General features: G+C 66.0%; 17 protein-coding genes. 6 read left to right on the forward strand and 11 right to left on the reverse strand.

Annotated features, from left to right (window positions below; translation table 11 throughout):
* Nucleotides 1-25: 25 nt before the first annotated feature.
* From QZ755_RS10610 to QZ755_RS10625, 4 genes are all read right to left on the reverse strand, one after another.
* Nucleotides 26-733 (reverse strand): tetratricopeptide repeat protein, encoded by a 708-nt coding sequence (locus QZ755_RS10610; protein ID WP_294322614.1) that lies wholly within the window; start codon nt 731-733, stop codon nt 26-28.
* Nucleotides 734-989: 256 nt separating this feature from the next.
* Entirely contained in the window at nt 990-1,850 is an 861-nt protein-coding gene (gene panB, locus QZ755_RS10615; RefSeq protein WP_294322616.1) for a 3-methyl-2-oxobutanoate hydroxymethyltransferase, read from the reverse strand.
* A gap of 23 nt (nt 1,851-1,873) precedes the next feature.
* A complete protein-coding gene (locus QZ755_RS10620) occupies nt 1,874-2,314 on the reverse strand; it encodes a hypothetical protein (RefSeq protein ID WP_294322618.1) in 441 nt (146 codons plus the stop codon).
* Between the two features lie 65 nt (nt 2,315-2,379).
* On the reverse strand, nt 2,380-2,736 hold the full coding sequence (locus tag QZ755_RS10625; RefSeq protein ID WP_294322620.1) for an ArsC family reductase: 357 nt from the start codon (nt 2,734-2,736) through the stop codon (nt 2,380-2,382).
* Nucleotides 2,737-2,855: 119 nt separating this feature from the next.
* On the opposite strand from QZ755_RS10625, the gene QZ755_RS10630 reads away from it, so the two are divergent.
* Nucleotides 2,856-3,317: a YcxB family protein gene (locus tag QZ755_RS10630; RefSeq protein ID WP_294322622.1), complete on the forward strand. Its 462-nt coding sequence runs from the start codon at nt 2,856-2,858 to the stop codon at nt 3,315-3,317.
* Between the two features lie 25 nt (nt 3,318-3,342).
* On the opposite strand, the gene QZ755_RS10635 is transcribed toward QZ755_RS10630, so the two are convergent.
* Entirely contained in the window at nt 3,343-5,136 is a 1,794-nt protein-coding gene (locus QZ755_RS10635) for a methyl-accepting chemotaxis protein (protein ID WP_294322624.1), read from the reverse strand.
* A 133-nt stretch (nt 5,137-5,269) separates the two neighbouring features.
* Here QZ755_RS10635 and QZ755_RS10640 point away from each other — a divergent pair, with 133 nt between their 5' ends.
* Nucleotides 5,270-5,698 carry a hypothetical protein gene (locus QZ755_RS10640; protein WP_294322626.1) on the forward strand — a complete coding sequence of 143 codons (429 nt, stop codon included), beginning with the start codon at nt 5,270-5,272 and terminating at the stop codon, nt 5,696-5,698.
* A gap of 9 nt (nt 5,699-5,707) precedes the next feature.
* Nucleotides 5,708-6,526, forward strand: coding sequence for a ferredoxin--NADP reductase (locus QZ755_RS10645; protein ID WP_294322627.1), 819 nt, complete (start codon nt 5,708-5,710; stop codon nt 6,524-6,526).
* Between the two features lie 197 nt (nt 6,527-6,723).
* On the opposite strand, the gene QZ755_RS10650 is transcribed toward QZ755_RS10645, so the two are convergent.
* From QZ755_RS10650 to QZ755_RS10675, 6 genes are all read right to left on the reverse strand, one after another.
* Entirely contained in the window at nt 6,724-8,838 is a 2,115-nt protein-coding gene (locus tag QZ755_RS10650) for a TonB-dependent siderophore receptor (RefSeq protein WP_294322629.1), read from the reverse strand.
* Between the two features lie 76 nt (nt 8,839-8,914).
* Nucleotides 8,915-9,340 carry a GNAT family acetyltransferase gene (locus tag QZ755_RS10655; protein ID WP_294322631.1) on the reverse strand — a complete coding sequence of 142 codons (426 nt, stop codon included), beginning with the start codon at nt 9,338-9,340 and terminating at the stop codon, nt 8,915-8,917.
* Nucleotides 9,337-10,221, reverse strand: coding sequence for a hypothetical protein (locus tag QZ755_RS10660; RefSeq protein WP_294322633.1), 885 nt, complete (start codon nt 10,219-10,221; stop codon nt 9,337-9,339). Before QZ755_RS10660 ends, QZ755_RS10655 begins: the two co-directional genes overlap by 4 nt.
* Nucleotides 10,222-10,294: 73 nt before the next feature.
* Nucleotides 10,295-10,921 carry a hypothetical protein gene (locus QZ755_RS10665; RefSeq protein ID WP_294322635.1) on the reverse strand — a complete coding sequence of 209 codons (627 nt, stop codon included), beginning with the start codon at nt 10,919-10,921 and terminating at the stop codon, nt 10,295-10,297.
* A gap of 72 nt (nt 10,922-10,993) precedes the next feature.
* Nucleotides 10,994-11,281, reverse strand: coding sequence for a hypothetical protein (locus QZ755_RS10670; protein ID WP_294322637.1), 288 nt, complete (start codon nt 11,279-11,281; stop codon nt 10,994-10,996).
* Between the two features lie 115 nt (nt 11,282-11,396).
* The gene (locus QZ755_RS10675; RefSeq protein WP_294322638.1) at nt 11,397-12,137 is read right to left on the reverse strand and encodes a Bax inhibitor-1/YccA family protein; all 741 of its coding nucleotides are present in this window, start codon (nt 12,135-12,137) and stop codon (nt 11,397-11,399) included.
* A 117-nt stretch (nt 12,138-12,254) separates the two neighbouring features.
* Here QZ755_RS10675 and thpR point away from each other — a divergent pair, with 117 nt between their 5' ends.
* From thpR to QZ755_RS10690, 3 genes are all read left to right on the forward strand, one after another.
* The gene (gene thpR, locus QZ755_RS10680; RefSeq protein WP_294322639.1) at nt 12,255-12,788 is read left to right on the forward strand and encodes an RNA 2',3'-cyclic phosphodiesterase; all 534 of its coding nucleotides are present in this window, start codon (nt 12,255-12,257) and stop codon (nt 12,786-12,788) included.
* 106 nt (nt 12,789-12,894) lie between these two features.
* Entirely contained in the window at nt 12,895-13,227 is a 333-nt protein-coding gene (locus tag QZ755_RS10685; protein ID WP_294322642.1) for a glycine zipper 2TM domain-containing protein, read from the forward strand.
* 78 nt (nt 13,228-13,305) lie between these two features.
* Nucleotides 13,306-13,731, forward strand: coding sequence for an OsmC family protein (locus QZ755_RS10690; RefSeq protein ID WP_294322643.1), 426 nt, complete (start codon nt 13,306-13,308; stop codon nt 13,729-13,731).
* Nucleotides 13,732-13,781: the final 50 nt, after the last annotated feature.

Here is a 13,781-nt window from a genome sequence, read left to right on the forward strand (position 1 = left end):
AAGGGGTTCCGGTATCGAAAGGAAGTTATTGCGCGGCGGTAGCGGGGGTCGGCGCGGCGGGCGCGGCATCGACGCCGAGCGATCCGGCCATCTGCACCGCCCGAGCGCGCACGCTTTCGGGCACGCCGTCGGTCTGCGCGATCAGGGCAAAGGTCTGTCCGGCCTGTTGCGGCTTGTTCTGGCGCAGATAAGCGATGGCGACCATCTCGCCCGCGCTGCCCAGCCACGGGCTGCCCTTGTCCGCCAGGCCGCGGAGCCGGTCGATGACCTGCTGCGGCGGGAGCGAATCATATTCGACCGCCGTCTGGCGGACGAGCGCCAGGTCGCGGAACGGCTGGGCCAGGGTTTCGTCGGCGGCGACCTTGCCGAAGGCGGCGGCCGCGCCCTTGGTATCGTTCTTCGACAGCAGCATGTCGGCCTGGGTCAGCAGCGCGGTGGCGCGTACCGCGTCCTTGTCCGACGTGGTAAGCTTGCCGACCAGCTCGCTTGCCTGCGCGGCGCGGCCCGACTGCAGGTCGTCGAGCGCGGTGGCGAGCTGTTCGCCCTGTTCGCCGGCCAGCGTGTTCTGATGGTGGTTCCACCACGTCCACCCGCCGAACGCGGCGAGCGCCACGAGGATCGCGACGATGATCCACAGGCCATAGCGCTTGCCGATGTTCGACATCTGCTCACGGCGCAGCTCTTCATCGACTTCGCGGATGAAGGCTTCGTTGTTCTGCGGGGTCAACGCCAAGGGAACAGCTCCAGGGGATAGATCAAGCGCGCTCCTTTAGCCGACGCCCGTGCGAAACGAAAGCGAATGGTCGCGGGGGTCGGTATCGGCGCGGGACCATGGCGTGCGGAGGCTGTGCAGGGGATGAATGACGCCCCCACAATCGTCATCCCCGCGCAGGCGGGGATCCATATACGCTGACGTTCCGGCAGGATTCGCTGGCGTTGCGGCTATGGATTCCCGCCTCCGCGGGAATGACGAGGAGGGTAATGCCGCTCTACTCCTTCGGCGCGTAGAGTTGCGCCGGGCCGGGGAAGGTCCGCGCGCGCACCTCTTCGGCATAGGTCGCGACCGACGTGGCGATCTGCCCGGCCATGTCGCCATAGGTCTTCACGAAACGCGGCGTGCGTTCGAACAGTCCGAGCATATCCTCGGCCACCAGCACCTGTCCGTCGCACTGCGCCGATGCGCCGATGCCGATCGTCGGACAGGCGATGCGGCGGGTGATCTCCACCGCGATCGGTTCGACCACGCCCTCGATCACCACCGCGAACGCGCCGGCATCGGCCACCGCCACCGCGTCGGCGACGATCTTTTCCGCCTCCGCCGCGCTGCGCCCGCGCGCGCCGTATCCGCCGAGCTGGTTCACCGCCTGCGGCGTCAGGCCGACATGGCCCATGACCGGAATCCCGCGCTGCGACAGAAAGGCGACGGTTTCGGCCATCGCCGTGCCGCCCTCCAGCTTCACCGCCGCCGCGCCGGTCGCCTTCAGCAGCATCGCCGCGCTCTCGAACGCCTGCTGCGGGCTGGCTTCATAGCTGCCGAACGGAAGGTCGATGACGACGAGCGAATGATAGGAGCCGCGCACCACCGCCGCGCCATGCGCCGCCATCATGTCGAGCGTGACCGGCACGGTCGAGGGCAGGCCATAGATCACCTGCCCCAGGCTGTCGCCTACCAGCAGCATGTCGCACTGTGCGTCCATTAGCTGCGCCATGCGCACGGTATAGGCGGTGAGCATCACCAGCGGGGTCTTGCCCTTGGCAGCGCGGATCGCGGGGATGGTCAGGCGCTTCATCGGCGCCGGGGTGGGCGTCGCGCGGCTGGGGGCGGTGTCGATGGTAAAGGTTGTGGACATCGCGCCGCTCTAGCCGAGCGAGGTCAGCGAAGCCACCCGCGCACGATGCCGTGGCGCGCCACCGCCAGCTGCCACAACGCGACGGCAAAGATCACCAGCGGGAACGGGACGGTCGCCGCCGCGCCCTTGCGCGCGATCAGGTCGGTCGCGGTGAAGACCCAGCCGAACTGGATCGCAACCGCCAGCAGCGACGCGGCGAACAGCCCCGCTGCCCAGCGCCGCCCGAGCAGCAGCGCGACACTGCCCAGCAACCCGCCCCAGGTGGCGATGCCGTAGATCCAGTCGAACCAGCGTGGCAGCGATGCGTAGAAGCGACGATCCTGCTCGTTCATCGCCGCCAGCGCGGCATGTCCCATCGTCACTTGGCTATAGAACGCGAAGACGCCGATGGCGCCCCACAGCAGGAACAGGATGGCGACGATGCGGAACCATGGCGGCGGGGTTCGGACGAACGTCGGTGCCATGCTGCTCCCCACCCCTGATTCGATACGGCATCGTAATGATGCTCTGTTCCGTGTGGTTAACGCACTTATTCCTTGATGGCGAATCGCGCGGCATAGGCGTCAGGCTTGAACCCGGTTTCGATCCAGCCATCGCCGACCAGCACCGGGCGGCGGATCATCGACGGCTGCGCGAGCATCAGGTCGATCGCCTTCACCGTATCCAGCTCGGCCTTGTCGGCGTCGGGCAGCTTGCGGAACGTCGTTCCGCTGCGGTTGAGGAGCGTTTCCCAGCCGAGCGTATCGACCCAGCCGGCCAGCGTTTCGCGGTCGATCCCGGCCTTCTTGTAGTCGTGGAAGGTGTAGGCGATGCCGTGCGCGTCGAGCCAAGTGCGCGCCTTCTTCATCGTGTCGCAGTTGGGGATGCCGTACAGGGTCGGGGTCATCGTCGTCTCTCGCGTGCTGAGTTCGGCAAGTCCGATAGCGGTTTGCCGGCGGAAAGACAGGGCGGCCGCTATCGGCGCGGGAACCTTGCCGATCGCGATCCCGTGCCGCAAACCGAGATATGGCCATCACCATTCGCTACGCGTCCACTCGCACCGAAATCTGGCGCTACTATTGGCGGATGTGGCGCCAGCAACTGTGGAAGGCGCATGTCGTCGTTTTCGGGATCGTGGCGGTCTTCACCTATTGCGCGCTGCCTGCCCATCGCCTGTCATGGATCGCAGCGATCGTCGCAGGCGGCGCGGTCATCGCGTTTTTCATGGTATATCCATTGCTGCGCTACAAACCCGAGATGCGCGAACTGACGATCAGTGACGAAGGAATACGCACATCGATCGGCCTGCGGCGGGGTGACATAGCATGGAACGACGTTGCCGCGCTTGACGTGCAGAACGATGCACTCGTCATCCGACGCTCGAACCTCAACGGACTGATCGTCCCGGTGCGGGCCTTTGCGACCCCCGATGAACAGGCGGCATTCGAAGCATTCGTTCGGTGCCATACCGGCCTGAACCGCAACTGATTACCACGGCGGACGCCCCCCCTTTTCACGCCGCCGCGCGATAGGCGTGCGGCCGGCGTGCTTCTTTTGACAGCTGGAAGCGGTCGACATGATCGGCCAGCGCCGCGGCCTGGTCGGCGAGGCCGCGGGCGGCGGCGGTGGCCTGTTCAACCATGGCCGCGTTCTGCTGCGTTACCGAATCCATCTCGCTGACCGCGATATTGACCTGTTGCAGGCCGGAGGATTGTTCGTCCGCCCCCTTGGCGATCGTGGCGACCAGATCGGCCAGTTCGGCGATGCGGCCGACGATGCGTTCCAGCGCGCCGCCGGTTTCGCCGACCAGGTTCACGCCGATCTCGACCTGGCTGCCGCTGGCGAGGATTCGGCTCTTCACGTCGCTGGCCGCGTTGGCCGAACGCTGGGCCAGCGCGCGGACTTCGGAGGCGACGACGGCGAACCCCTTGCCCGCATCCCCCGCCCGCGCCGCTTCGACGCCGGCGTTGAGCGCGAGCAGGTTCGTCTGGAAGGCGATGCCGTCGATTACCGAGATGATTTCGGAAATCTCGTCCGACGCGCGCTTGATCGCGCCCATCGCGTCGACCGCCTCGCGGACGATCCGCACGCCTTCCTCCGCATCGCCGCGGGTTGCCGTCATCGTCGTGTTCGCCTGTGCCGCACCGGACGCGGTGCGGCGGACGGTCGCGGTGATCTGATCGAGGGCCGCCGCCGTTTCCTCGAGGCTGGCGGCCTGTTGTTCGGTGCGGCGCGACAGGTCGTCCGACGCGCTGCTGATGTCCGACGCGCCGCTGCGGATACCGCCGGTCGAGTGGACCACCGCACGCATCGCGTCGTTGAGCGCGCCCATCGCCGAATCGAAATCGCTGCCGAGCGTGCGGAACGATCCCGTAAGCGTGTCGCCCAGCCGGGTGTCGAGATGTCCGCGCGCCAGCGCGGCAAGGCCGGTGCCCACGGTATTGACCACCCGTTGCTGCTCCGCCTCGCGATCGGCCGCGACGATCGCGGCGTCGCGAAAGGTTTCCAGCGCGGCGGCCATGTCGCCGATTTCGTCGTGCCGCTCGCGTCCCGGAATGGCCGCGGCGGTATCCCCCGCCGCCAGCGCGCGCATCCGCCCCGCCACCGCCTCTACCGGCAGCGAGATCGAGCGGCCGATGCGGTGCGCGCAGAAGGCGACCAGCAACAGCACCGCCAGCGCCAACGCGCTGAGATACAGCGCCGCATCGAAGATCGCGCCGTTCATCCGGTCGATATAGACGCCCGATCCGATCACCCAGCCCCAAGGCGCAAAGCCGGTGACGTAGGATAGCTTGGGCAGTGGTTCCTTCTGGCCCGGCTTCGACCAGTAATAGGTCAGGAACCCGGCCCCTTTGGTCTTCACGATCTGCGCCATTTCGACGAAATGGGCCTTGCCGTTGGTATCGCGGTTGTTGGTCAGGTCGGTCCCGACCAGTTCGGGCTTGATCGGGTGCATCAGCATCGTGGGATGCGTGTCGTTGATCCAGAAATATTCGGTGCCGTCATAGCGCATCGCCTTCACCGCGTTCAGCGCGGCGCGTTGGGCATCGGCACGGGTCATGCGGCCCGCGACCTCTTCGTCATGGAAATGCGCGACGACCGATCGGGCGGCCTCCACCGCCTGGCGGGTGCTGCGTTCGACATCGCGGTGCATGACCGACGACAGGTGGAACAGGCTGATGCACAACAGCGCGACCAGTCCCAGCGCGGCGACCACCCCGATCAGATTGATCCGACCCCGAACCTTCAACCGCATCTGCACCATCCCCACCATTTCCCGTCGGGTCTGTCGCAAAATACTGAACATCGCGTTTAAGAATCGCGCAATTTGCGCATCGCGCCCGTAGCCGAAGAGGCCCGTCGTACGTCATCATCCAGCCCATTGACGCCCCGCCCGATCCGCGATAGCCAATGCGAATGAGTATCAATAGCGAGGCTCTATGTACGATCTGATCGACCGGCCGGTAACGGCCCTGTCCCCCGGCGACCGTTTCCTGATCGATGCGATCCGATTGTGGGTGGCCGCGCGCAGTGCCTGCCAATGTCCCGCCGCGCTGCTGGCCGCGCGCTTCGCCCAGTCGGGCGCGCTCGACGCGCTGGGCGATTTCGACGGGTGGATGACGCAGCTGTCGACCCATGCCCGCGTGCCGATCCAGATCAATTGTAAATGCGGGCTTGTGACCGACGATGAATCGGTTCTCTTGACCTTGGCGCGCGATCTCGTAACGGGGCGCGATGCAAAGGCGCGGACCACGCTTTCGCTGCTGGTCGCCGAAGAGGCGATCGCCCCCACTTTTTGCGCGCTGGCCCGGACGGCGGCAATGCTCGGCCAGGTCGGGCTGCCACCGGGGACCAACGTCAGAACGTAAGGATTACCGATGACCGACCGCACCGCCGTGACCCACGGCCTCGAACCCACCAACGCGCTGAGCGTCGAGCGCGTGCGTTCGGTGCGCCACTGGAACGAGCATCTTTTCAGCTTCACCATCACCCGCCCGCCCAGCTTCCGCTTCCGCTCGGGCGAGTTCGTGATGATCGGCCTGCCCGGCGACAACGGCAAGCCGCTGTTGCGCGCCTATTCGATCGCCAGCCCGGCCTATGCCGAGGAGCTGGAGTTCCTGTCGATCAAAGTGCAGGACGGCCCGCTGACGTCGAAGCTGCAGCAGATCGTACCGGGCGATGAAATCTTCCTCGGCAAGAAGCCGACCGGCACGTTGGTCACCGACGCGCTGAAGCCCGGCAGCCGCCTGTTCATGCTGTCGACCGGCACCGGCCTCGCGCCGTTCCTGTCGCTGATCCGCGACCCGGACGTGTACGAGATGTATTCGTCGATCGTCGTCGTCCATTCGGTGCGCCGCGTATCCGACCTGGCGTTCCGCACCACGCTGGAATCGCATCTGTCGGGCGATCCGCTGGTCGAGGATCAGGCGGCGCAGCAGTTCACCTATGTCCCGACGGTGACGCGCGAGGAATTCCACACCACCGGCCGCATCGACGCGCTGGTCGACAATGGCACGCTGTTCTCTGCGCGCATCGGCGGCGCGCAGGCGTTCGACCCGGCGACCGACCGCATCATGTTGTGCGGATCGACCGAGATGATCCGCGACTTTTCGGAATATCTGGAAGGTCTGGGGTTCGAGGAAGGGTCGAATGCGAAGCCGGGCGATTATGTGATCGAACGGGCGTTCGTGGGGTAAGGCCGGGCGCCTTACCCTCACCAACATCCAAATCCGTTCGGTTCGAGTAGCGATCGAGCTTGTCGAGAGCGCGTATCGAGAACAAGGTTCCGCTGGGCGGGCGTTCTCGACCGACGCTTCTCGACAGGCTCGAAGCTGCTCGAACCAAGCGGGTAGACGTGCAAAGGGGGGGCGGCACCACCGCCCCCTTTTTTGCGTCAGTAGCTGACCCGCACCGTGCCCAGCACCGTGCGCGGGGCGTTGTAATAGCCCTGGTCGAAGTTCAGCGCGGTCAGCGCCTTCGCATTGTTGACGTTGCGGACATTGGCGCTGAGCGACACGCGTGGGCTAAGCTCGTATCGCGCCATCAGGTCGACCGTGGCGAACCCGTCCTGGGTGACCCGGACCTGCCGACCGGTGGTCGACGACACGATGCCCAGCGGTTCGAGGTAGATGCGGCTCTGCATCTGGCCCGACACGCCGAGCTTCAACGCGGGCAGCGCGACCGGCGCCCAGACGATGTTCAGCCGGCCGGTGTTGCGCGGCACGAAGGTGCGGACCGCTTCGTCCCGTTCGCCGCGGATGCGCATCGCGGTGAAGCCGCCGGTCGCCTGCAGCCCCGGTGCCAGCTGTCCACTGACCTCCAGCTCGATCCCGCGTGAGGTGGCGTCGACGCCGCGGTACAGCGTCTGGCCGATGGCCGTGTCGAATCCGGCCGACTCCGCCGTGTTCTTCTGCCGCGCCTGGAACAGCGCGACGCTGGCGTTCAGCCGGCCGCCGAGCCATTCGCCCTTCAGCCCAGCCTCCAGATTGTCCCCCTCGATCGGGTCGAGGACGCGGCGGTCGGCGCCGATCTGGTCCTGCGGGTTGAAGATCGTCGCAAAGCTCGCATAGGCGCTGATGTTGCCGGTCAGGTCATAGGTCGCCCCGACGAACGGCAGGAAGCGCGCCCGGTCGTAATTGGTCGGCGCACCGTAGGACACGCCCTCACTGAACGCACGGGTGGCGTTGGCACCGATCATCACCTTCAGCTGGTCGGCAGGGTTCAGGCGGAGCAGGCCGTACACCGTCTCTCGCCGGCTGTGCGTGTCGAGGCTGCGGCTGAAGGCGGGGAAGGTCGGTTCGGCGAAATTGCCGTCGAACACCGTCGCCAGCGGGAGCGACACGCCGACCTGCGAGAAGTCGTAGGCCGAGTCCTGCGTATAGCGCTGCGCCGAACGGTTCGCGCCGAACATCACGTCATGGGTGCGGCCGAACAGCGATACGGTGCCGGTGATCGTGGCATCGATCATCAGGTTGCGCGCGAACGACTGGAACGCGCCGGGATAGCTGGCCATGCCGATGCCGGTCGCCCGGTCGGGATTGCCATAGACGTAGAACAGCCGGTCATCCTCGTCGATCGCGCGACGCTGCACGGTGAGCTTCGCGGTCCAGTTGCCGAAACGATGGGTGATGTCGCCGAAGATCTGGCGGTCGGTCACATCGAAGCTGGACCATTCCGGCGCCGGGTTGCTCGAGCGGGGCAGGTCGATACGGGTTCCATCGGTGTAATAGAGCGGGATCGCGCCCCACATCGCGCCACGGCTGCGATGGTTCTGATAGCCATAGCCGGCGCTGACCACCGTGTCGGGACCCAGATCCGCCTCGACGATGCCATAGCCGGTCCAGCGGCGCACGCCGTAGCGGTCGAGATAGCTGTCGCCGTCAAGATACGATCCGACCGCGCGGGCGCGGATGCCGCCACCCTTGGTCAGCGGCGCGCTGACATCGCCGTCGAGGCGCAGGGTATCGAACGAGCCATATTGCACGCTGGCCGACGCGGCCAGGTCGCGGGTCGGGCGCTTGCGGATGAAGTTGATGACCGCGGAAGGATTGCCGGTCGAGGAGAGCAGGCCGGGCGCGCCGCGCACCACCTCGATCCGGTCGTACATCGCGGTATCGACCGACCCGTTCTGGATCCCGAACGGGAACGGCAGGCCAACGCCGTCGATCTGGAACGTCTGGATGTCGAACCCGCGCGCCGAATAATAATAGCGGTCGGTTTCCTGCGCCTGCACGTTCACGCCCGGTACGGTCGCCAGCAGCACGTTGATATCGTTGAGCTGGAAATCCTCGATCTGGGCACGGGTCACGACGCTGACCGACTGCGGCGTCTCCCGCAGCGACAGCGGCAGGCGAGTCGCGGTGCTTTGCGCCTTTACCGCATAATCGTCGCTCCCCTCGGTCCGCAGACCGGTAACGACGATCTCCTCGCCACGCTGTTGCGGATCATCCGCAACAGCCGGATTAGGGGTGAGCGCGGTTGCGGCAAGAAGCAGCGCGATAGAAGACATGCGAAGCGGTCCCTTTAACGTTTCGCGTCCGCTACGCTCCCGTTATCGCTTTTGCAAGTGACTATCAGTAACTTTGCTAATGCGGATGTTTCTCATGTTGGATGAACCGTCCCAGCACCACTACACCCTGTCGTTCCAGGCCGATCCGATCGTAGAATGCCAAGGCAGCGTCGTTATCCTCGCGCACCATCAGCTGCACCTTCGGCACCGACCGGATGCGCAGCCAATGTTCCGCCGCGTCGAACAACGCGGCGCCGATCCCCTGCTCCCGCAGGTCGGGACGGACCGCAAGATAATAGAGCCAGCCGCGATGGCCGTCATGTCCGACCATGACGCTGCCGACCGTCCCCTCCCCCTGCCGTGCGACAAGGATCGTCGAGGTTGCGCCGTTCAGCGCACGGGCGAAGTCGGCGTCGGGGTCGTTCCATGGCCGGGTAAGGCCGCAGGCGTGCCAGAGCGCGACGACCGCCGCCGCATCGTCCGCGCCCGCATCGGCGATCACCGGGCGATGCACGTACTGCCGGCCCAGAGCGCGCTGACAGTGTCCTTGGCATCGTACAGCCCGGACAGGCCGCCGCTGGTGAACTCGCGACCGAGGCCGGTTTCCTCGACCGGCGCGACGATTACGTCGTCCACGGCGGCGCGCTTCGATCCGATGCCGACGCCGCCCATGGTCGTCAGCCCCCGCCCCCGCACGGACCAGCCGACGAAGCGCCCTTCCTGAAAATATACCGCGATGCGCGGATAGGTGGCGATGTCGAGCGGGCCTTCGCCACATTCGGCATTGCGCGACCGTTGGGGCAGGGTCTGGGTCGCGGCCTCGACGACGCGCAACACGACGTCCGCCGGTGTACCGAACGGCACCGCGCGGCTGCTGGCACCGGCCACGGTCTGCAGCCCGTCGGGCGCGAGGTTCAGCGCGATGGCATTGCGCGCCGCCGCCTCCGCCCCGGCCGGCGCATCGCATCGGACCAGGCGCGTGAGACCGTCGACGCCGGTCAGCTCAAGGGTGCCGCCGCTGCCCAGGGCCAGGCGATAGCGACGCTGTTCGGTGATGCCGCCGCGGTCGCCGATCACATCGACATCGACCGCACCTGCTTCGGCAGCGGTGATCGCGCGCGTCGGCAGGTCCTTGTCGCCGATCCGCACCGCATTGGCGGCAAGGACCAGTCGGCTGGACCCGGCCGGATTGGCGGCGCAGGCGGTGCCATCGCTGTCCCAGCTACCGACGAAGCGGGTCGGGATCGTCACCAGTGCTTCGGGGGTCGGCGTGGGGGATGGCAGGACCGGTTCGTCCTGCGTCACATTGGCCGGTGCGGGCGCCTCATCCGCCTGACCGCATCCGGCCACCATCACCAGCATGGCCGTAGTCCAACGCCGCATTCCGTTTCTCCCGCTGCTGCTCGCCCGCACGACTGCCGCAATTGCACGCGCACGAAAAGGGGCAACGCGGCGGTCAGTGCGGGACGGTCGCCGCGTCGCTATCGGGCGCGTCGTCTGTCACCGCCGGTGGCGGCAGCGTCGCGAAATAGGCCTTGGCGGGCAGTTCCACTACCGTAACCCGCCCGGCGTTGGCGTGTTCGACCGACTGGATGAAGGAGCGCGGCTTCTTCATCAGCTTCTTGTCCTCGACGACAGTCAACCCGGAACGGCGCGCGGCCTCCGCGACGAAATGCACGCAGTTGCGACGGTTGAGATTATAATGCGAATCGCCCTTTTCCCCCCATTCGTCGATCAGCGACCGGATCGAGGCATATTGCGCATCGCTCAGCACGACCGAGAAATGGGCGTTGCTCTTGGCGATATAGGACGGTTTGGGCCGGTCGATCCGCCCGCCGACCGACCCCATCAACAGCGCGGGCGTGATCGCCTTTGCCGTGAAGCCATAGCTTTCGTTCACCGCCGGGCCGCCGGCATCGGGCGTGCCGGAAAAGGTGAAGAAGGCATGGGGGAAGTTCTGCCCGAACTCCTGCGACCAGAAGGTGATCGTCACCGCCGCCTGCGCCGGCACGATGCTGCCGATCGTCAGCAGCACGAGCGCGAGCGAGCGCAGTATCGGGCGGAGCAGGCGATCGATCGTCATGCGGTTTCCTACCAAAAGCGGCGCGCCGGGACTACCCGACGCGCCGCCCGAACCGTACCATCCGGTCCGCGATCAATCGCGATGATGTTGGCCGGCGAGCTTTGCTTCATGATCGGCATCATAGCCCGACGACGGCGCCGGACCGTCGCTGCCCGGCTGGACGGCGCTGGGCGGATCGGAAGCATCCATCGATTCGTCGAGGCCACGGTCGAGCCGTGCGTCGCTGTCCGACGCCTCGTCGCGAGCGCTATCGGCACCGGCATCACCGCGCGCGGGGTTCGCCTCGCTCTCTTTTCCATCCGGCGCGACCGAAAGCGATGCGATGGCCTTGTCGTCGATACCGTTGGTTTCGTTGGTCATGGTCCCTCACTCCTTCGCCATCCCAACGACCCGACCGCGCCCGGCGTTCCGCCCATGCGAAAAGGCCCGGCAGTCGCCTGCCGGGCCTTCGTCACTATACTGGATGTCCGTTGGATCAGTCGCGGTTGCCCATGAAGGACAGCAGGAACTGGAACATGTTCACGAAGTCGAGATAGAGCGACAGCGCTCCGAGGATCACGGCCTTGCCCGCGAAATCGGTGCCGGCGACCTGGAAATACATCGCCTTGATCCTCTGCGTATCATAGGCGGTCAGACCGGCGAACAGCAGCACGCCGACCGCACTGATGATCAGGCTGAACATGCCCGACTGGAAGAAGAGGTTCAGCAGCGACGCGACGATCAGGCCGACCAGGCCCATGATCAGGAAGGTGCCGAACCCGGTCAGGTCGCGCTTGGTCGTATAGCCGTACAGGCTGAGCGCCAGGAACGCGGTCGCGGTCGAGAAGAAGGTCAGCGCGATCGACGGCCCGGTGTAGCGCAGGAAGATCGTCGACATCGACAGACCCATCACCGCCGCGAATGCCCAGAACAGCCCCTGCGCAGCGCCGGTCGACAGGCGGTTGATACCGAAGCTCATCACCATCACGAAGATCAGCGGCGAGAACATGATGAGGTACTTCAGCGCGCCCGGCTGGTAGAATACCTGCGCGGCGGGCGAAGCGTCGCCACCCCATGAGAACAACAGCGCGACGATGCCGGTCAACAGCACGCCCGAAGCCATGTAGTTGTATACCGAAAGCATGTAGGACCGCAGCCCCGCATCGCGCGCCATGTCGGTGGTGCGGTTGCGGGTAATCGGTGCGGCCGTCGTCCGGGGATCGGACCAGTTCGCCATTGTAAACTCCTCTTCCCGGCACACATGCCGGATGGTGGAAATATCGTCCGGCCGACGGGCGATTTCAAGGCAAACGCGGGTAGCAACACTTTGTTACGTCACGGGGAGGAATCACGCTTGCACCGCCTGTTCGTCGCACTCCGCCCACCGGCAGCGATGCGCCGGATATTGCTGGACATCATGCACGGCATCGATGGTGCGCGGTGGCAGGACGAGGACCAGTTGCACATCACGCTGCGCTATATCGGCGAGGTCGAGCGCCCTGTTGCCGAGGACATCGCCGTCGCGTTGCAGGCAATCCGCGCCCCGGCGTTCGACCTGTCCCTGTCGGGGGTCGGACGATTCGATACCGGCGCGCGGGGCCGTGCGCTATGGGCCGGCGTCGCACCGCAGGATACGGTAGCGGCGTTGCATCGCAAGGTCGACCACGCGCTGGTCCGTGTCGGCCTGCCCCCCGAAGGGCGTGCGTTCCTGCCCCATATCACGGTCGCCCGGCTGAACCGCGGGTCGGGACCGGTCGAAGGCTTTCTGGCGGCGCAGGCCGCGCTGCGTTCCCCGCCGATGCGGTTCGATCACGTGACCCTGTACGAAAGTCATCTGGGCAGCGACGGCGCCTGGTATGAACCGATTGTCCGCTGTCCGTTGCGCTGAACACGTCCCGAACCTGAACGGGAGCCTGTCGTTTCGTTCATGAAACCGTCAGCGCGAGGATGCGTTAAGGGGCCACAGCAGGAATACGGACGAAAGGAAGAACCCCATGCGCACTATCATCATGGCACTCGCCGCGGCATCGCTGCTGGCCCCGGTCGGCCCGACCTTTTCGAAGCACGGCATTTCGGTCGGCAAGACCGAAGCTGAGGCACAGCGCCGCTACAAGTATCGCGAATGGCGCGGTCGCGACGGCCGTCGTTACTGCCGCAAGGAAAACGGTACGACCGGCCTGGTCGTAGGCGGTGTCGCCGGCGCGCTGGTCGGCCGGACGATCGATACGCGCGGCGACCGCACGCTCGGCACGCTGCTGGGTGCCGGCGCGGGCGCGCTGGCCGGTCGCGAGATCGAGCGCAGCGGCAGCCGTGGCCGTTGCCGTTGAACCTTAACCGGTCTGGCGAATTCTGAGGAGCGGGTCCGGCGACGGGCCCGCCCCTTCTTCATTCGCAAAGGTTTCGCCATGATCCGCAGTGCATCCGCCCGCTACGAAGGCCTCGGCAAGGACGGCAAGGGCCATGTATCAACCCAGTCAGGCGTGCTGTCCGACCAGCAATATGGCTTCAACACTCGGTTCGAAGACGGCAAGGGCACGAACCCGGAAGAACTGATCGCTGCTGCCCATGCCAGCTGCTTCACGATGGCGCTGAGCTTTGCGCTGGCCGGCGCGGGCTTTGCCGACGGCACGCTGGAGACGACCGCCAAGGTGACCCTCGACAAGGACGGCGACGGGTTCAAGGTCACGAAGTCGGCGCTGACGCTGACCGCCCACGTCCCCGGCATCGACCAGGCGAAGTTCGAGGAGATTGCAGCCGGTGCGAAGGCTGGGTGCCCGATCTCGAAGCTGCTAAATGCCGAGATCACGCTGGAGCATAGCCTGACGGCGTAAGCTTGTCCGGTGCATGTCCCCGCCTGCGCGGGGATATGATGTTTTCGCGA

The organism is uncultured Sphingomonas sp. (assembly GCF_913776855.1).
Taxonomy (GTDB): Bacteria; Pseudomonadota; Alphaproteobacteria; order Sphingomonadales; family Sphingomonadaceae; genus Sphingomonas.

Excerpts from the sequence above, each read along its gene's own strand:
- panB (WP_294322616.1), bottom strand. The coding sequence starts at position 1,850 with ATGTCCACAACCTTTACCATCGACACCGCCCCCAGCCGCGCGACGCCC.
- QZ755_RS10620 (WP_294322618.1), bottom strand. The coding sequence starts at position 2,314 with ATGGCACCGACGTTCGTCCGAACCCCGCCGCCATGGTTCCGCATCGTC.
- QZ755_RS10625 (WP_294322620.1), bottom strand. The coding sequence starts at position 2,736 with ATGACCCCGACCCTGTACGGCATCCCCAACTGCGACACGATGAAGAAG.
- QZ755_RS10630 (WP_294322622.1), top strand. The coding sequence starts at position 2,856 with ATGGCCATCACCATTCGCTACGCGTCCACTCGCACCGAAATCTGGCGC.
- QZ755_RS10635 (WP_294322624.1), bottom strand. The coding sequence starts at position 5,136 with ATGTTCAGTATTTTGCGACAGACCCGACGGGAAATGGTGGGGATGGTG.
- QZ755_RS10640 (WP_294322626.1), top strand. The coding sequence starts at position 5,270 with ATGTACGATCTGATCGACCGGCCGGTAACGGCCCTGTCCCCCGGCGAC.
- QZ755_RS10645 (WP_294322627.1), top strand. The coding sequence starts at position 5,708 with ATGACCGACCGCACCGCCGTGACCCACGGCCTCGAACCCACCAACGCG.
- QZ755_RS10650 (WP_294322629.1), bottom strand. The coding sequence starts at position 8,838 with ATGTCTTCTATCGCGCTGCTTCTTGCCGCAACCGCGCTCACCCCTAAT.
- QZ755_RS10660 (WP_294322633.1), bottom strand. The coding sequence starts at position 10,221 with ATGCGGCGTTGGACTACGGCCATGCTGGTGATGGTGGCCGGATGCGGT.
- QZ755_RS10665 (WP_294322635.1), bottom strand. The coding sequence starts at position 10,921 with ATGACGATCGATCGCCTGCTCCGCCCGATACTGCGCTCGCTCGCGCTC.
- QZ755_RS10670 (WP_294322637.1), bottom strand. The coding sequence starts at position 11,281 with ATGACCAACGAAACCAACGGTATCGACGACAAGGCCATCGCATCGCTT.
- QZ755_RS10675 (WP_294322638.1), bottom strand. The coding sequence starts at position 12,137 with ATGGCGAACTGGTCCGATCCCCGGACGACGGCCGCACCGATTACCCGC.
- QZ755_RS10685 (WP_294322642.1), top strand. The coding sequence starts at position 12,895 with ATGCGCACTATCATCATGGCACTCGCCGCGGCATCGCTGCTGGCCCCG.
- QZ755_RS10690 (WP_294322643.1), top strand. The coding sequence starts at position 13,306 with ATGATCCGCAGTGCATCCGCCCGCTACGAAGGCCTCGGCAAGGACGGC.